Source organism: Tatumella sp. JGM130 (genome assembly GCF_018257525.1).
GTDB lineage: Bacteria > Pseudomonadota > Gammaproteobacteria > Enterobacterales > Enterobacteriaceae > Tatumella > Tatumella punctata.
Window position 1 is genome coordinate 13,860 of record NZ_JAERJS010000030.1, and the last position, 16,939, is coordinate 30,798.

17 protein-coding genes are annotated in these 16,939 nt (G+C 56.8%); 2 read left to right on the top strand and 15 right to left on the bottom strand.

What is annotated here, in order from left to right; all coding sequences use genetic code 11:
- From prfB to xerD, 4 genes are all read right to left on the bottom strand, one after another.
- Nucleotides 1-1,099, bottom strand: a protein-coding gene (gene prfB / locus JK211_RS13175; protein ID WP_212709130.1) for a peptide chain release factor 2 whose coding sequence is annotated in 2 segments (ribosomal slippage) — nt 1-1,023 and nt 1,025-1,099 — 1,098 coding nt in all. Because the reading frame shifts where the segments join, the coding sequence is not laid out codon by codon here.
- A 141-nt stretch (nt 1,100-1,240) separates the two neighbouring features.
- Nucleotides 1,241-2,977 carry a single-stranded-DNA-specific exonuclease RecJ gene (gene recJ, locus JK211_RS13180; RefSeq protein WP_212709131.1) on the bottom strand — a complete coding sequence of 579 codons (1,737 nt, stop codon included), beginning with the start codon at nt 2,975-2,977 and terminating at the stop codon, nt 1,241-1,243.
- 3 nt (nt 2,978-2,980) lie between these two features.
- On the bottom strand, nt 2,981-3,685 hold the full coding sequence (gene dsbC / locus JK211_RS13185) for a bifunctional protein-disulfide isomerase/oxidoreductase DsbC (RefSeq protein ID WP_212709132.1): 705 nt from the start codon (nt 3,683-3,685) through the stop codon (nt 2,981-2,983).
- Between the two features lie 28 nt (nt 3,686-3,713).
- On the bottom strand, nt 3,714-4,628 hold the full coding sequence (gene xerD, locus JK211_RS13190) for a site-specific tyrosine recombinase XerD (protein ID WP_212709133.1): 915 nt from the start codon (nt 4,626-4,628) through the stop codon (nt 3,714-3,716).
- Between the two features lie 188 nt (nt 4,629-4,816).
- Between xerD and fldB the strand changes: the two genes are divergently transcribed.
- Entirely contained in the window at nt 4,817-5,335 is a 519-nt protein-coding gene (fldB, locus tag JK211_RS13195) for a flavodoxin FldB (protein ID WP_212709134.1), read from the top strand.
- A gap of 8 nt (nt 5,336-5,343) precedes the next feature.
- Here fldB and JK211_RS13200 read toward each other — a convergent pair whose 3' ends face one another.
- Complete coding sequence (locus JK211_RS13200) at nt 5,344-5,766, bottom strand: protein YgfX (protein ID WP_212709135.1); 423 nt, start codon at nt 5,764-5,766, stop codon at nt 5,344-5,346.
- Nucleotides 5,738-6,022: an FAD assembly factor SdhE gene (gene sdhE, locus JK211_RS13205; protein WP_212709136.1), complete on the bottom strand. Its 285-nt coding sequence runs from the start codon at nt 6,020-6,022 to the stop codon at nt 5,738-5,740. Before sdhE ends, JK211_RS13200 begins: the two co-directional genes overlap by 29 nt.
- A gap of 307 nt (nt 6,023-6,329) precedes the next feature.
- Between sdhE and ygfZ the strand changes: the two genes are divergently transcribed.
- Nucleotides 6,330-7,310 (top strand): tRNA-modifying protein YgfZ, encoded by a 981-nt coding sequence (ygfZ, locus tag JK211_RS13210; protein ID WP_212709137.1) that lies wholly within the window; start codon nt 6,330-6,332, stop codon nt 7,308-7,310.
- A 34-nt stretch (nt 7,311-7,344) separates the two neighbouring features.
- On the opposite strand, the gene JK211_RS13215 is transcribed toward ygfZ, so the two are convergent.
- The 9 genes from JK211_RS13215 to pncA all read right to left on the bottom strand — a co-directional run bounded on the left by JK211_RS13215 (nt 7,345) and on the right by pncA (nt 16,916).
- Complete coding sequence (locus JK211_RS13215) at nt 7,345-7,998, bottom strand: hemolysin III family protein (RefSeq protein WP_212709138.1); 654 nt, start codon at nt 7,996-7,998, stop codon at nt 7,345-7,347.
- A 194-nt stretch (nt 7,999-8,192) separates the two neighbouring features.
- Entirely contained in the window at nt 8,193-8,720 is a 528-nt protein-coding gene (locus tag JK211_RS13220) for a GNAT family N-acetyltransferase (protein ID WP_371734642.1), read from the bottom strand.
- Nucleotides 8,721-8,831: 111 nt separating this feature from the next.
- On the bottom strand, nt 8,832-11,705 hold the full coding sequence (gcvP, locus tag JK211_RS13225; protein ID WP_212709140.1) for an aminomethyl-transferring glycine dehydrogenase: 2,874 nt from the start codon (nt 11,703-11,705) through the stop codon (nt 8,832-8,834).
- 104 nt (nt 11,706-11,809) lie between these two features.
- A complete protein-coding gene (gene gcvH / locus JK211_RS13230; RefSeq protein WP_212709141.1) occupies nt 11,810-12,190 on the bottom strand; it encodes a glycine cleavage system protein GcvH in 381 nt (126 codons plus the stop codon).
- A 24-nt stretch (nt 12,191-12,214) separates the two neighbouring features.
- Complete coding sequence (gene gcvT, locus JK211_RS13235) at nt 12,215-13,309, bottom strand: glycine cleavage system aminomethyltransferase GcvT (RefSeq protein WP_212709142.1); 1,095 nt, start codon at nt 13,307-13,309, stop codon at nt 12,215-12,217.
- Between the two features lie 311 nt (nt 13,310-13,620).
- Nucleotides 13,621-14,598, bottom strand: coding sequence for an ABC transporter substrate-binding protein (locus JK211_RS13240; RefSeq protein WP_212709143.1), 978 nt, complete (start codon nt 14,596-14,598; stop codon nt 13,621-13,623).
- A gap of 49 nt (nt 14,599-14,647) precedes the next feature.
- Nucleotides 14,648-15,439 (bottom strand): ABC transporter permease, encoded by a 792-nt coding sequence (locus JK211_RS13245; protein ID WP_212709144.1) that lies wholly within the window; start codon nt 15,437-15,439, stop codon nt 14,648-14,650.
- Nucleotides 15,432-16,229 (bottom strand): ABC transporter ATP-binding protein, encoded by a 798-nt coding sequence (locus tag JK211_RS13250; RefSeq protein ID WP_249213334.1) that lies wholly within the window; start codon nt 16,227-16,229, stop codon nt 15,432-15,434. Before JK211_RS13250 ends, JK211_RS13245 begins: the two co-directional genes overlap by 8 nt.
- A gap of 30 nt (nt 16,230-16,259) precedes the next feature.
- Nucleotides 16,260-16,916, bottom strand: a complete 657-nt coding sequence (gene pncA, locus JK211_RS13255; protein WP_212709145.1) for a bifunctional nicotinamidase/pyrazinamidase — start codon at nt 16,914-16,916, stop codon at nt 16,260-16,262.
- Nucleotides 16,917-16,939 lie beyond the last annotated feature (23 nt).

The window sequence follows — 16,939 nt, forward strand, 5'->3', positions numbered from 1 at the left end:
TTATAAACCTGCTTTTAAACTTGCTTCAATAAACCGGTCCAGGTCGCCATCCAGCACTGCCTGGGTATTGCGTGTTTCCACGCCGGTACGCAGATCTTTAATCCGCGAATCATCCAGTACATAAGAACGGATCTGGCTGCCCCAACCGATATCGGATTTGTTATCTTCCAGCGCCTGTTTTTCGGCATTCTTTTTCTGCATTTCCAGCTCGTATAACTTGGCCTTCATCTGCTTCATTGCCTGGTCTTTGTTTTTATGCTGGGAGCGGTCATTCTGACACTGAGTGACAGTATTGGTCGGAATATGGGTAATACGCACCGCAGACTCGGTACGGTTAACGTGCTGACCACCGGCCCCGGAGGCGCGGTAAACGTCAATCCGCAGGTCGGCCGGGTTAATGTCGATATCAATATCGTCAGACACTTCCGGATAGACAAACGCCGAGCTGAAAGAGGTATGACGGCGACCGCCGGAGTCAAACGGGCTTTTACGCACCAGACGGTGCACCCCGGTTTCGGTACGCAGCCAGCCGAACGCATATTCGCCGGAGATACGGATAGTGGCTGATTTGATACCAGCCACATCGCCATCCGACTCTTCGATCACTTCAGTTTTAAAGCCTTTATCTTCGGCCCAGCGCAGGTACATCCGCAGCAGCATACTGGCCCAGTCCTGGGCTTCGGTGCCGCCGGAACCGGCCTGCAGATCGATATAACAGTCAGCGCTGTCGTGCTCGCCGGAGAACATACGGCGGAATTCCAGTTCGGCCAGCTTTTTGTCCAGATCGTCCAGTTCAGCAACCGCTTCGTTGAAGGTCTCTTCGTCGTCCGCTTCCACTGCCAGGTCCAGCAGGCCGCTGACATCTTCCAGCCCCTGTGCCAGCTGGTTCAGGGTGTTGACTATGGCTTCCAGTGAGGAACGCTCTTTACCCAGCGCCTGAGCGCGTTCAGGTTCGTTCCAGACATCGGACTGCTCTAGTTCAGCATTAACTTCTTCGAGACGCTCATTTTTAGCATCGTAGTCAAAGATACCCCCGAAGCACATTACTGCGCTCAGAGAGGTCCTGGATACGGTTTCTTACCGGATTAATCTCAAACATGGCTTAATATTTCTTTTAGTTGGTCGGTAACTGGCTCAGTTAAGGCCCCACAGTGTACCGTAAAGGTGATGTTTCGGGTATCCCCTGCACAGTAGCAACAGTGCTATTGTTGCACAGAACATTGCCGCGGGTTATGGCTAATCAGGCCACCGGCCACAGATGTTCAATTAACAGCTGCAGATTACGCTGACCGCGGAATTCGTTAATATCCAGCTTATAGGCAATTTCGGCCTGTTGTACGCTGTTGTCCGGCCACAGGGCGGTATCAATATTAAAGGCGATACCATCCAGTAACGGGCCGCCGCCCACCGGTTCCAGCATCAGTTTCAGGTGGCGTTCGCCCACCAGCCGCTGCCGGAGGATGCGGAATTGACCGTCAAACAACGGTTCCGGGAAAGCCTGCCCCCAGGGCCCCGCTTCACGCAGTATTTCCGCCGTCTGCAGGCTGAGTTGATGGCCGGATAATTCACCGTCAGACCAGACCACGCCCTGCAACTGCTGCTCATCCAGCCATTCACCGGCCAGCTCTGCAAATGCCTGGCGGAAGTGTTCAAACTGGTCTTCATTCAGTGACAGGCCCGCCGCCATGGCATGGCCGCCAAATTTCAGCATCATCCCCGGGTGCAGCGTGTCCAGCCGTTCCAGTACATCACGCAGATGCAGCCCGCTGACCGAACGGCCGGAACCTTTCAGGGTTCCGTCGCCGGCCGGGGCAAAAGCAAATACCGGCCGGTGGAAACGCTCTTTCAGACGCGAGGCGACAATGCCGACCACGCCCTGATGCCAGCCAGGATGATAAAATGCCAGCCCGCCGGGCAGTTGCTCATCAGCCTGTTCCAGCGAATCACACAGGCTTAATGCTTCGGCCTGCATCCCCTGCTCTATCTGTTTACGGGTCTGGTTCAGGGCATCTAATTCACTGGCCAGCATCCGCGCCTGTTGGGTGTCGTCGCACAGCAGCAGGGAGACCCCGACAGACATATCGTCGAGCCGCCCGGCCGCATTTAAACGCGGCCCGAGGGCAAAACCAAGATCACTGGCGACCAGCCTGGCCGGTTGCCGGTTTGCCACTTCCAGTAACGCACGGATCCCCGGACGGCATTTCCCGGCGCGGATCCGTTGCAGCCCCTGCCAGACAAGGATACGGTTATTGGCGTCGAGGGGAACCACATCCGCCACGGTACCTAGGGCCACCAGGTCGAGCAGCTCTGCGAGGTTTGGCACCGGCCGGTCACCGAACCCGCCGTGCTGACGCAGCCGCGCCCGCAGGGCCAGCATCAGGTAAAACGCCACCCCGACCCCGGCCAGCGAACGGGACAAAAAAGCACAGTCTCTGAGGTTAGGGTTAACGATAGCCGCCGCCGGCGGCAGGGTTTCCCCCGGCAGGTGATGATCGGTAATCACCACCGGAATACCGTACTGGCTGGCCAGTACCACCCCCGCATGGGAGGAAATTCCGTTATCCACCGTCAGGATCAATTCCGCGCCGCGGGCCCGTGCCTGTTCCACCACTTCCGGACTCAGGCCATAACCGTCTTCAAAGCGGTTAGGGATCAGAAAATCAAGGTTTTCTGCCCCGAGGCTGCGTAACGCCAGCAGCGACAGAGCGGTGCTGGTGGCCCCGTCTGCATCAAAGTCACCGACCACAATAATCCGCTGCCGGTCTGATATGGCCTGGTGCAGTAACGCGGCTGCCGTTTCTATCCCCGTCAGGCCCTGCCAGGGCAGTAACCCCGCGGCACTGCGATCCAGTTCGCTGGCCGAGTTGACCCCGCGCAGGGCATATAAACGGCGTAATAGTGCCGGCATTTCGGCCGGCAGTTGCGTTTCATCGGCCGGCTGGCGACGACGCAGTTGAGCAACATGTTTTCCGGCCAAAAGTTACTTCCCTGCTGACTGGCTGTCGAGATACTGTTTCAGTTCCTGAGGTCCCTGATAGCCGGGGATCAGGGTGCCGTTTTCGGTCAGTATCGCCGGTGTCCCCTGGATACCGTACATCAGGCCGAGCTGATACTGGCGGCTGAGGTCAATATTACAGCTGGCCGGTGCCGGGGCGCTGCCGTTCATCGCCGCATCAAAGGCTTTGTTGCGGTCGGCGGCACACCATACGGAAGTCATGGCTTTGGCGACCTCACCGCCCATTCCTTCACGCGGGAAGGCCAGGTAACGTACGGTGATCCCCAGGGCATTGTAATCGGCCATTTGCTGGTGCAGTTTATGGCAATAGCCGCAGGTAATATCGGTAAATACCGTCACCACGTGCTGCTGTTTCGCCGCTTTATAGATAATCATCTGCGGGACCATCTGTTCCATTTTCTGGCCCAGCTGACGGAAAGTCACATTCACCGGGTGCTGACCGCTGATATCGTACAGCGGCCCCTGGATCATCTGTTTACCGTCGTCACTGATATAAAATACGCCGCTGTCGGTGAGGACCGTTTTCATGCCCGGCAGGGTTGACGGCTGTATATCGGTCACTTTAACGCCCAGCCGTTGCAGGGTGTTCTGAATCGCTGAGTCATCGGCCTGTGCCAGACCGGAAAGAGCCGACCACAGCAGAGTTACTGCTAAAAGTGTTTTTTTCATGGAAATACTGTCCTTTTCACCCGCCGGGTCAGGCCCGGGGATGATGCTGTTGATGTAACTGTCGCAGCCGCTCGTTGGCTACATGGGTATAAATCTGGGTTGTCGACAGGTCACTGTGCCCAAGCAGCATCTGTACAACCCGTAAATCTGCGCCGTGATTCAGTAAATGAGTGGCAAACGCATGCCGCAATACATGGGGGGATAACTTTTCACTGTCGATCCCGGCCAGCAGCGCATAGTATTTTATCCGGTGCCAGAAGGTCTGACGGGTCATTTGTCTGGCACGGTTACTCGGGAACATCACGTCCAGCGACTGGCCATTGGTCAGCCACGGGCGGCCATATTCCAGGTACTGCTCCAGCCAGTAAACCGCTTCTTCACCGAGCGGCACCAGCCGCTCTTTGTCCCCTTTGCCCAGTACCCGCACCACCCCCTGCCGCAGGCTGATATCGCTAAGGGATAAGCCCACCAGCTCCGAGACCCGCAGCCCGGTGGCGTAGAGTAATTCCAGCATCGCTTTATCACGCAGTTCGAGGGGGATGTCAGTACAGGGTGCCTGCAGCAGACGTTCAATCTGCGATTCACTGAGATCTTTCGGCAGCCGCTGCGGCAGTTTCGGCGACGATAATAACGCCGCAGGGTCATCACTGCGTTGCTTTTCTCGGTACAGGTACTGGAATAACCGCCGCATGGCACTGAGCTGCCTTGCCGAACTGCTTGCTTTATAACCACCGGCAAGGCGTTCGGCAAGAAAACCCTGTAACTGTTCGGCAGTCACCTGCCGCAGAGATAACTGATGTGCCGCCAGCCAGTCCGTAAGCTGTTGCAGGTCCTGACGGTATGACGACAGGGTATTCTGTGCGAGGTTACGCTCTATCCAGACAGTGTCGAGAAACAGTTCAACAATGCTGGTATTTTCATCAGCTGGCTGTTTATCCTGCACCTTGCCTCCGTTTTTTCGCCTGTGGTAAACCTGATCTGCCGGGGGTTACCCGACGGGCTATTATGCCGAAATCGGCGGGTGATTTCTAAGGGAATCTCCCGGTGACCCTGCGCCGTGGCGTAATATCCCCGCTGCCTGCTTTCTGCTACCATACGGCAAAATTTTCGATCAACAGAGCCACTGACAGCATGAAAATCGGATTATTCTACGGTTCCAGTACCTGCTATACGGAGATTGTTGCGGAAAAAATCCGTGATTTTATCGGTGCGGATTTGGTGACATTACATAATGTCAAAGACGGGCCGATAGAAGCTACCCTGCAATATGACGTGCTGATTATGGGCATTCCGACCTGGGATTTCGGTGAATTACAGGAAGACTGGGAAGCGGTGTGGCCCCTGCTGCCGGATTTACAGCTGCGCGGTAAAATTGTCGCTTTGTACGGGATGGGGGACCAGATTGGTTACAGCGAATGGTTCCTTGATGCTCTGGGTATGCTGCACGATTTACTGCAACCGATGGGGGTGCGCTTTATCGGTTACTGGCCGACGGACGGCTTCGGGTTTATCAGCCAGAAAGCGGTTCTGCCGGACGGCAGGCATTTTGCCGGACTGGCGCTGGATGATGTTAACCAGTTTGAACTGACCGACCAGCGAATTGAGCGCTGGTGTGAGCAAATCCTCAGCCAGATGGCGGCGTTATTCTGAACAGCCTGTTATGCGACGGGGAAGCGGCGGCAATAAAACCAGTGCATCCGTAACCCCCGCCAGTCACCGGCAGGCATCGCATCCTGCATCAGCCAGAATCTCAGCTGCTGCCGGCGGCTGTTCTCCAGACATAATAATACGCCACAAGGCAGCCAGCCGGGGTTCCCCCGCGTCCGCCATTGCTGCTGTTGCCAGTACCAGATACCCTGCTCATCGACCTCTAACCGGCCGCGGCGTTCTGCCAGCCGCCGTCTTGCCTGTTTTCCTTCCCGCCACATCAGCCAGCCTGCCAGTAATTTAACCGGCAGCCACGGCAGCGGCCACGGGGAACAGAGCAGCGCCAGTAAGACCAGCCCCTGCAATACTGTCTGTATCCGCAGGGCCAGCCGTGAGGCTGTCAGCTCAGCGTGCCACCGGGCCGCGTAGTGCATTACGTTCACGGATCAGATTAACCATCCGCTTCAGCTGCGGATCGGCGGGTTCACCGTGCTGCATCATCCAGTTAAATAAGTCCGGATCATCGGCACCCAGCAGATGAATAAAACACTGTTTATCCTGGTCACTCAGGCTGTCATATTCATATTTGAAAAACGGCATAATCGCCATATCCAGTTCCAGCATACCGCGTCTGCATGCCCACTGAATGCGCGATTTATCCTCGATGCCCGGGGAAGTGTTATCCGACATAGTTCATCCTGTACTGTTGAGGGGAAGGCCGCCAGTTTACCCCGGATAATGACAGGCTGGCGACCAGGCCGACGCGGACAGATAAAAAAATGCGCGGCCGGGCGTAATATCCACAGGCCCGGGATGCAACCCCGCCCCCGCTCCCCGCAGCCCGCCGCGGAACAGAAGTCGGGGAAAGGCACTGCCTGCCCGGTCCGGCTCTTTTCAGCAGCGCAGCTTTGGTGAATAATGCCGGAAGTGTTTTTCTGTCGTACCCGGCAAGGCGGTTTGCCGGGCCGGTACGGCACTTTCAGCCACAGGATGCCTTATGCCCGCACATACTTCTTCTTCTCCGGCAGCGGCACATGCCCTGCCTCTGACCGTTATCGCTCTGGATGACTGGGCGCTGGTCACCGCTCAGGGACCGGACAGCACCAGTTACTTACAGGGGCAGCTCACCCTGGATGTGGCCGCGCTGGCAGAGAATGACCACCGGCTGGCTGCCCACTGTGATGCCAAAGGCAAAATGTGGAGCAGCCTGCGCCTGTTCCATGATTTACAGGGCTATGCCTATCTGCTGCGCCGCGAGGTTCGCGAGCATCAGCTGACCGAACTGAAAAAATATGCGGTATTTTCCAAAGTCAGCCTGGCTGCCGATGACAGTCGCCAGCTGACCGGGGTGGCCGGTAACGGCGCACGTCAAGCGCTGGCCGCCTGTTTCCCTGAGTTGCCGGATGCGGATAATCCGCGCCGGGTGGCAGGCGATACCCTGCTGCTGTGGCAAGGCCAGCCTGCGGAACGTTTTCTGGTGATTGCCGGCGAACCGCAGACCACAGCCCTGCGCCAGGCCCTGAGCCAGGCGCAGACCGCCGACAGCCAGCAGTGGCTGGCACTGGATATCGAAGCCGGACAACCGCTGATCGACAGTGCGGTCAGCGGTGAATTTATCCCTCAGGCCACCAATTTACAGGCCCTGCAGGCGATCAGTTTTAAGAAAGGCTGTTACACCGGTCAGGAAATGGTGGCGCGGGCAAAATACCGTGGTGCCAATAAACGGGCCCTTTACTGGCTGCTGGGTAACGGCGAATCGGTACCTCAGCCCGGGGCTGCGCTGGAATTACAACTGGGGGATAAATGGCGCCGTACCGGAACCGTCCTGGCGGCAGTAAAACGGAATGATGGCCAGTTGTCGGTACAGGCAGTACTGAATAATGATCTGGATGACGGGGCGATATTACGCCCCGCAGGCGATGAAGGGGCGGAACTGACACCCCGGCCGTTGCCTTATTCGCTGACCGACGAAGATTAAATACCGCCCGGCAGCCGCACTGCTGCCGGGGATTTTAACGAACGTAGAGGTAAATAGCACAGAAGTGGCAAATGGCACCACCGAGTACAAACCCGTGCCAGATGGCATGGTTGTAAGGAATTCGCCGCGAAACGTAAAAAATCACCCCCAGAGAATACACGATACCGCCAGCCGCCAGTAACCAGACACTGGCCGCCGACAGACGTGTCGCCAGCTGATAGACCACCACCAGCGATAGCCAGCCCATCAGCAGGTAGGTGATCAGCGATAATATTTTAAAACGGTGGGCAAAAAATAATTTAAAGATAATCCCTGCCAGCGCCAGTAGCCAGATAACTACCATCAGGCCGTATGCCAGCGGTGATTTCAGGCCGACCAGCAGAAACGGCGTATAGGTGCCGGCGATCAGCAGATAAATGGCACAGTGGTCAAATTTTTTCAGCCAGGGTTTGGCCTTTGACGACGGAATGGCATGGTAGAGGGTCGATGCCAGAAACAGCAGGATCATACTGCCACCGTACAGGCTGTAACTGGTGATGGTGATGGCATCCGCATGGGATGTTATGGCCCGGCTCAGCAATAATAGCAGCCCGGCGACCCCGAACAGGCAACCCAGTCCGTGGCTAAGGCTGTTAGCGATTTCTTCGCCAACGGAATATCCTTTGGGGAAAAAACGGTGTTTTGTCATCGTGTACTTCCTGATCTTCTGATAGCGGATTACTGATAAACCTCTTCCAGCCTAACCATAATTAATTTCAGTGTACAGGTGTAAGCTGAAATTAATTTGTGAATGCCTGTAACTGATTTATTTTCAGGTAACCCGGTGATTCTGTGCCGGTTTAGCCGCCGGGCCTCCGGCGCAGCAGGCCGTTGTCAGTGCCTTTATCTGCCACTGACCGGATCACTAGCCAGCCGCGAAAACAGCAGATCATCCTGCCACTGCCGGTGCAGAAAAAAACATTGCCTTAACCGGCCTTCCTGCTGAAAACCACAGCGCTGCATCAGACTTATGCAGGCATGATTTTCTGCGCTGACGCGGGTGAATATCCGGTGACCGTAACCGCGATTAAAATACTCAGCCGTCAGGGCATTCAGTGATTCACTGGCATAACCTTTTCCCTGAGCCTCAGGGCTGAACATAAAGCCCGCTTCGGCGATGCCCGGCTCCCTGAGACAAAATCCCGTCAGACCGACGGGCTGAGCGCTGGTGCGTTCGGTCAGCAGCAGGCACAGCCAGTGTCTGCTGTCGGTGTTCCATGGTTTCAGGCGCTGCCGGAACCTGGTCAGAATCTGCTGTTCGGTGAGAGGATCGGCAATAAACGCCATCACCTGCGGGTGCTGATGCAGTTGCAGAAAAAAGGCCAGTCCCGGCCGGTTAACCGGCGGCCGGTCAGCCGCGGAGTAGTTAATAAGTGCATATTGTTACCTGACGGGTTACAGGTTCGTCTATGCTGGTCAGCCTGAGTCAGTCACCGCAGCCCTGCCCGTACCGGTGCAGGGCGCGTCACCTGTCAGCGGCGATTACTGATAATCACTGAGGGCAGGACAGGCACAGAACAGATGGCGGTCACCGTAAACATCATCCGGGCGTTTTACGGCAGGCCAGTATTTGTCTGCGCTGCCGGCAGGGAATACCGCCAGGCTGCGTGAGTAACAGTGCTGCCAGTCACCGGTGATTTCCTGCTGAGTATGGGGCGCATTGACCAGCGGGTTATCATCTGCCGGCCATTCTCCGGCAGCCACACGCTCAATTTCAGCGCGGATAGCCAGCATGGCGTCAATAAAACGGTCCAGTTCCGTCAGGCTTTCTGACTCTGTCGGTTCCACCATCAGGGTACCGGTGACCGGAAATGACATGGTTGGCGCATGAAATCCATAGTCGATCAGTCGTTTGGCAATATCCATTTCGCTGATACCGGTCTGTTCTTTGAGTGGCCGGATATCGAGGATACATTCATGGGCCACATACCCCTGTTCCCCCGTGTACAGCACAGGATAAGCCGCTGCCAGCCGGGCGGCAATATAGTTGGCATTCAGGATCGCGATTTCACTGGCCTGCCGCAGCCCTGCGGCCCCCATCATGCGGATATACATCCAGCTGACCGGCAGAATAGACGCACTGCCAAAAGGTGCTGCCGCTACAGCCCCCTGACGGGTTAATACCCCTTCGGCCTGCACTACACTGTGGCCCGGCACAAAGGGTGCCAGATGGGCTTTTACCCCGACAGGCCCCATCCCCGGCCCGCCGCCACCGTGGGGAATACAGAACGTTTTGTGCAGATTGAGGTGCGATACATCCGCCCCGATAATGCCGGGTGACGTCAGGCCGACCTGAGCATTCATATTCGCTCCGTCCAGGTAGACCTGCCCGCCGTGCTGATGCACCACCCGGCAGACTTCACTGATCGTCGCTTCATACACCCCATGGGTTGAAGGATAGGTCACCATAATGCAGGACAGCTGATCCCCCGCCTGCGCCGCTTTGTGCCGCAGATCCTGCAGATCAATATTGCCCCTTGGATCACAGGCCACCACCTGCACCGACATACCTGCCATCTGCGCCGACGCCGGGTTGGTGCCGTGGGCCGATGCAGGGATCAGGCAAATATGGCGCTGTGACTGATGACGGCTTTCATGGTAACGACGAATTGCCAGCAAACCGGCATATTCTCCCTGGGCCCCGGAATTCGGCTGCATACACAGAGCATCATAGCCGGTCAGCTGTACCAGCCAGCGCGAAAGCATTGCTATCATCTGCTGATACCCTGCGGCCTGTGACAGGGGGCAGAACGGGTGCAGCGCAGTAAATTCCGGCCAGCTGACCGGCAGCATTTCTGCCGTGGCGGTCAGTTTCATGGTACAGGAGCCGAGCGGAATCATCGCCTGGTTAAGGGCAAGGTCTTTTTTTTCCAGCCGGTGCAGGTAACGCAGCATCTCTGTTTCGCTGTGATAACGGTTAAAGACCGGATGGCTGAGAATAGTCCCGCTACGGCACAACGCCGGTGGCAGTGACTGGCTGTCAGTGGCAACCTGACGGTCAAGCGCCTCAATATCAGCCTGTGCCGGCCCGCCATCAAGGATTGCCAGTAAGGTCAGCAGATCATCGCGGGTTGTGGTTTCATCGAGGGTGATCCCTACTGCCCGGTGAAGATCGGTGCGCAGATTCACCTGTTGCTGTGCCGCGCGTTTCAGTACCGCCGCTTTATCGCTGACTTCGACCATCAGGGTATCAAACCACTGATGATGGCAAAGTGTCAGCCCGCGCTGTTGCAGGCCCGCCGCCAGGATATCCGTCAGCCGGTGGATACGTCCGGCGATCCGTTTCAGCCCCTGCGGCCCGTGGTATACGGCATACATCCCGGCAATATTGGCCAGCAATACCTGCGATGTACAGATATTCGAGTTGGCTTTCTCGCGGCGGATATGCTGCTCACGGGTCTGCATCGCCATACGTAAAGCCGTGTTACCGCTGGCATCACGCGAGACGCCGATGATCCGGCCGGGCATCGCCCGTTTAAAGGCCTCACGGCAGGCAAAGAAAGCCGCAGAGGGGCCGCCGTACCCCATCGGCACGCCGAAACGCTGGGAAGATCCAAACACAATGTCTGCCCCCTGGCTGCCCGGTGAGGCCAGCAATACCAGCGCCATAAATTCGGCGGCAACACTGACAATAACGTCGCGCTGTTTCAGCTGTGCAATCAGCGCACGGTGATCATGCAGCTGACCGCGGGTGCCGCAATACTGGAGCAATACCCCGAAAATCTGCGGATGTTCGACGGCACGTTCCGGCAGATCAATAATCAGTTCAATACCGAGAGTACCGGCCCGGGTGCGCAGCACATCAAGGGTTTGCGGGTGGACATCTTCGGCGACAAAAAATTTACCGGCGGTTTTCAGTTTACTGACCCGTTTTGCCATCGCCATCGCTTCGGCAGCGGCGGTGGCTTCATCCAGTAACGAGGCCGAGGCAATCTCCATCCCCGTCAGGTCAAGGGTCAGTTGCTGGAAGTTAAGCAGCGCTTCCAGCCGCCCCTGAGATACCTCGGGCTGATAAGGCGTGTAGGCCGTGTACCAGCCGGGGTTTTCCAGTAAATTACGCTGGATCACCGGCGGAGTAATGACCGCGCTATAACCCATACCAATCCAGGATTTAAAAATTTTGTTTTGTCCGGCAATCTCTTTCAGTTCCGCCAGCGCCTGCTGCTCTGTTACCGCCTGGCCTGTGGCGGGCAGTTCCGGCAGACGAATGGCCTGCGGGATAATATCTGCGATCAGCGCCGGTAACGATTCAGCGCCGATCACCTGCAACATCTGTTGCTGTTGCCGGCGATCGGGGCCGATATGGCGGGCGATAAATTCATTGTGGTTTTCCAGCTGGCTTAAGGTCCGTGTCATATGCTGTGCATCCTGAATCTGGCGGGAAAGATAACGGCAGGACAGAGTGCCCTGCCGCGTCGGACAGCGCCGCTCAGCGGCGCAGGGGCCTGGGATGGCCGCGATTACTCGTCAACCGAAGCCTGATAGGCGGCCGCATCCAGCAGGCCTTGCTCTCCGCCGGACGGGGTGAGCTTAAATAACCAGCCTTCCCCGTAAGGATCGCTGTTCACCAGCTCCGGGTGTTCTGCCAGCGCCTGGTTAACGGCAATCACTTCGCCATCCAGCGGGGCATAAATATCAGAGGCGGCTTTTACGGATTCAGCAACCGCACACTCCTGCCCGCAGGTGAGTTGCGCGCCCGTTGCTGGCAGGTCAACAAATACCATATCACCGAGTAATTGCTGGGCGTGTTCGGTGATGCCCACGGTTACACTGCCATCGTCTGCATAACGCAGCCATTCGTGGCTGGCACGGTATTTTAGTTCTGCCGGGATATTGCTCATAAAAATGCTCTCCTGAAAATAATGTTAGTTCAGCGGCTGACCGGCACGGACAAACACCGGCTGAGTGACCATCACCGGAACTTCACGCTGACGGATTTGCACCACCGCCTGATGGCCGATGGATGCGGGTACCCGCGCGAGGGCGATACTGCAGCCGAGGGTCGGTGAAAATGAACCGCTGGTAATGATCCCCTGCCGGTGCACCCCCTGACTGTCGGTAAACAATACCGGCTGCGCCGGGCGTAATATGCCTTTCTGTTTCAGTATCAGTCCGACCAGTTTTTCTGTGCCGTGCTGACGCTGATCCTGCAGTGCTTCACGGCCGATAAACTGACGTTCTTCCGGCTGCCAGGCAATGGTCCAGCCCATATTAGCTGCCAGAGGTGAGATGCTTTCGTCCATCTCCTGACCATAGAGGTTCATACCGGCTTCCAGCCGCAGGGTATCGCGGGCCCCCAGCCCTGCCGGTTTTACCCCGGCACTGAGTAATTGCTGCCATAACCCGGCCGCCTGCTCAGCAGGCAACGCAATTTCGTAACCCGGTTCCCCCGTGTAACCGGTGGTGGCGATAAACAGATCACCGCTTTGTACAGCAAAAAAAGCAGCCATTTGCCGGGTATCACTGCGCTGGCTGTCGGTAAGCAGGCTGCGGACTTTTTGCTGTGCCTGCGGCCCCTGCACGGCAATCAGCGCCAGATCAGGCCGCGCCTGTACACTGACCGCAAAAGGGGCTGCATGCCGGGAGATCCAGGCCAGATCTTTTTCGCGGGTCGCCGAGTTAACCACCAGCCGGAAATGGTCACCGGCCAGGTAATAGACAATCAGGTCGTCCATCACGCCCGCGGAGGCGGTCAGCATTGCGCTGTACAGGGCTTTGCCGGGGCGGGTCAGCTTTGCCACATCGTTAGCCAGCAGATAACGCAGAAATTCACGGCTGCGGGGGCCTTTCAGGTCAATAATCGTCATATGAGAGACATCAAACATCCCTGCCGAATGACGTACCGCCAGGTGTTCTTCAATCTGCGAGCCGTAGTGCAGTGGCATCATCCAGCCATGGAAGTCGACCAGCCTGGCACCGCAGGCCTGATGCTGTTCAAACAAAGGTGTGTGCTGAGTCATAACCCATCCTGTCCGTAAGTAAGAGGTTTACCCTGAAGAGCGCGCCGGTATCTGCCGTCATACAAATACTGCCCTGCTTAAAAAACTTACCACCGAAAGATAAAATTAACCACAGGCTGAATAATGGTAAGCAGCAGTGTGCACTGTCAGAAGAGCGCGGGTGACCGGGAAAAAAGTAGCGGGTTTGAAGAGAAAAAACTGATATAACCGCGGCAGAACCATAAAATAATGCTGGTTATTCTGTGATACCTGCACACAAGCACAGGGGCCGTCTCCGGCCCCTGTGCTTCCGGCATCTGCGGGGACGGCGGTTATTCCAGTAGCTGACGGGTGTAGTATTTGTCTGCCGGCAGGACAGTTTTGATTTGTCCTGTTGCCTGTAAGGCGCGGGCAATCGGCAGCCAGCTGCTGTCACTCTGCGTCATATAGCCCTGCTCACCTTTCATGTCCGGCGAAATAATTTTCCAGGCTTTACTGATCAGTGCCACTGAACCACTGTCCGGATAGGCATTATGCAGCATAGTCGCAGCCTCATCCGGATGAGCCGCGGCCCACTCGGTGGCTTTAATCGTCGCCTGCATCCATTTTTTTGCCACATCGCCGTGCTGTTGCAGATAACGGGTCGACGCCGTATAAGCCCAGACCGGCACATCCGGCACCCCGGCGGCTTTGCCGGTCAGTTCTCCCGGCGATTTTCCGACCGCCAGTTCCACATCCGGCACCAGGAAGTTATTGGTATTTGTGGCAATATCCACTTTGCCGGACAGCAGCAGAGGAATATCACTGTCCTGAGCAATAATAAATCTGACATCACTTTCCTGCAGACCGGCGGCTTTAAGCACAAAAGGCAGCATCGCCCGGCTCCAGGAGTCGGTAAAGATGGCGATGGATTTTCCTTTCAGATCCTGCAGGGACAGAGGTACCCCGGGACGGGTAAACAGCCCCCAGTTGTTATGCTGGGCATACAGGCCAACAGCGATCACCGGCAGCCCCTGGTCGGCAGCAAAGACCACATCAGTGGTGGCATTCAGCCCGACATCGGCCTGACCGAGGGCCAGCATACGTGCGGTTGTCTGGGAGTCCGGCGGGAAGATCACTTTGACATCCAGCCCGGCCTGCTGATAGAAGCCTTTCTGCTGCCCGACGACCAGCGGGATCAACTGATGGTCGGCCGCAGACCAGTCATAAACAAAACGGACAGGGGTCAGTGCAGCAGCATAAACACTGCCGGCAGAAAGACCGGCGAGTAATGCACTGATAATGGCGCTACCGGTTATGGTTTTTTTCACTGTGTATATCTCCAGTCAGTCAGCATAGTGACGGTAATTTTCAGCGGGCTTAACGCAAATAACGGGGGGCTTTGTTGCTGCTGCGCCACGGGGTGGCGATTTTTTCCAGCCCGAGGACCAGCAGGAAAGATCCTACCCCGATCGCGGTCAGCAGGATCATCGCGGCATATACTCCTGCCGTATCCATCCGCGCGTTAGCGCTGAGTAAGTAAGTCCCCAGCCCCTGTTGTGCCGAGGCCGTCCATTCACCGATCACCGCCCCGGTGACCGCATAGGTGGCACCGATTTTCAGGCCGGAAAATAACGGTCCGACACAGGCCGGAAGTTTAACCCGCAGAAAAACCCGCAGCGGTGTGCCGCCCATCAGTCTGGCAAGATTCAGCATATCCCGGTCAATCGCCGCCAGCCCGTCAAGTACATTCACCAGTACCGGGAAGAAGACGATCCACGCCACGATAATCAGTTTCGGTAACATACCAAAACCAAAAATAATCACCAGCGGTGCAGCAATCGCCACTATCGGTACCGCCTGGGAGACAATCAGCGCCGGCATCACCAGCCGCTGAATGATGCGGATCTGCCCCATCATCAGTGCAAGGATAAACCCGGCACAGGCACCCAGCAGATAGCCGATGGCAGTTTCGGTAACGGTTTGCAGGGTCAGCAGTTTCAGGCGCTGGCCATTTTCCAGCAGGGTAGTCAATGCTGTCAGGGGGGAAGGAATAACATAGCCCGGCAGCCCGGAAACCCAGACCACCAGCTGCCAGAATACCAGGATCATCACCAGCGATAACAGCCACACCAGTACCGCGCGAACAGGACGTTGCTGACCATTATTCATGGCGGCCTCCGTTATTTTTCTCGTCGTGATACAGCCTGCTCATGATTTGTCGTTTCAGTTGTATAAAGGAGTCACCGGTCAGATCATCCAGTCGCCGTGGCCGTGGCAGAGTGACCGGCAGAATTTCGGCAATCCGGCCCGGTCGTGGTGTCATCACCACGATCCGGTCCGCCAGAAAGATAGCTTCATCAACATCATGGGTCACAAACAGGATAGTTCGCCTGAGATCGCGCCAGATTTGCAGTAACCATTCCTGCATACTGAACCGGGTCTGGGCATCCAGTGCGCCAAAAGGCTCATCCAGCAGCATCAGCTCTTTTCCCGCCGCCAGGGTACGCATCATCGCCACCCGCTGGCGCATCCCCCCCGAGAGGGCGTGGGGATAATAGTCCAGAAATTCACCCAGTCCGTAGCGGGTCGCCAGCTGGCGGGCCTGCTGGCGATCTTCGGGACGAACACCCCGTGTCAGGGCCGCCGACAGGGTGATATTCCCCAGAACGGTACGCCACGGCAGCAGCAGGTCTTTTTGCAGCATATAGCCAACCTGGCCGGGCTTATGAGTGACGTCCTTTCCCTGCAACAAGATATGGCCTTCACTGGCCGGCAGCAGTCCGGAGACGACATTGAATAAGGTGCTTTTCCCGCAGCCCGATGCGCCGAGGATGCAGATAAACTCTCCTTCAGCGACCTGCAGGCTGACATTATTTAAGGCTGTGACATCACCATAACGCACCGTCAGATTATTAATTTCCAGCCGGGGTGGTGGCAGATCAGTGGTCAGTTCCGGCATAGTTTTTTCCTGTAACTGAGAGGGGGATTGTCAGACAATCGCAGCAGAGCCGATAAGGCTGACGCCATGGGCGAGCATCTGCTGCCGGGCTGCGTCGAGAGATCCACGGATATCAATGGCTTTACAGGCATCGGTGATCACCCGGGTGTCGAATCCGGCCTGGCTGGCATCAATGGCGGTCATAGCCACACAAAAATCAGTCGCCAGCCCCGCAATCCACAGAGTACGGATATCCCGGGCCCTGAGGTAAGCCGCCAGCCCGGTGGTGGTCTGGCGATCGGCTTCCGTAAAGGCCGAGTAGCTGTCGATATGCGGATGGCAGCCTTTACGGATAATCAGCTGCGCGTGATCGACCTGTAATTCCGGATGCAGGGCCGCATCCTCTGTTCCCTGCACCGCGTGTACCGGCCAGAGGATTTGCGGACCATAAGTGGTGTCGATAAATTCTCCGGGCTGTTTGCCGGGATGTTGTGCGGCGAACGAAATATGCTGCGCCGGATGCCAGTCCTGGGTGAGGATCAGGTTGCTGAACCGCGCTGCCAGCCGGTTAATCAGCGGGATGATGGTTTCGCCGCCGTCCACCGCCAGGCTTCCGCCGGTGACAAAGCAGTTCTGAACATCCACAATAATCAATGCGCTGTGCTGATCCACACCGGCTGCGGGTGCTGAAGTCGCTGATAACGGCATAACAGAGTCCCCTTATAACAAAT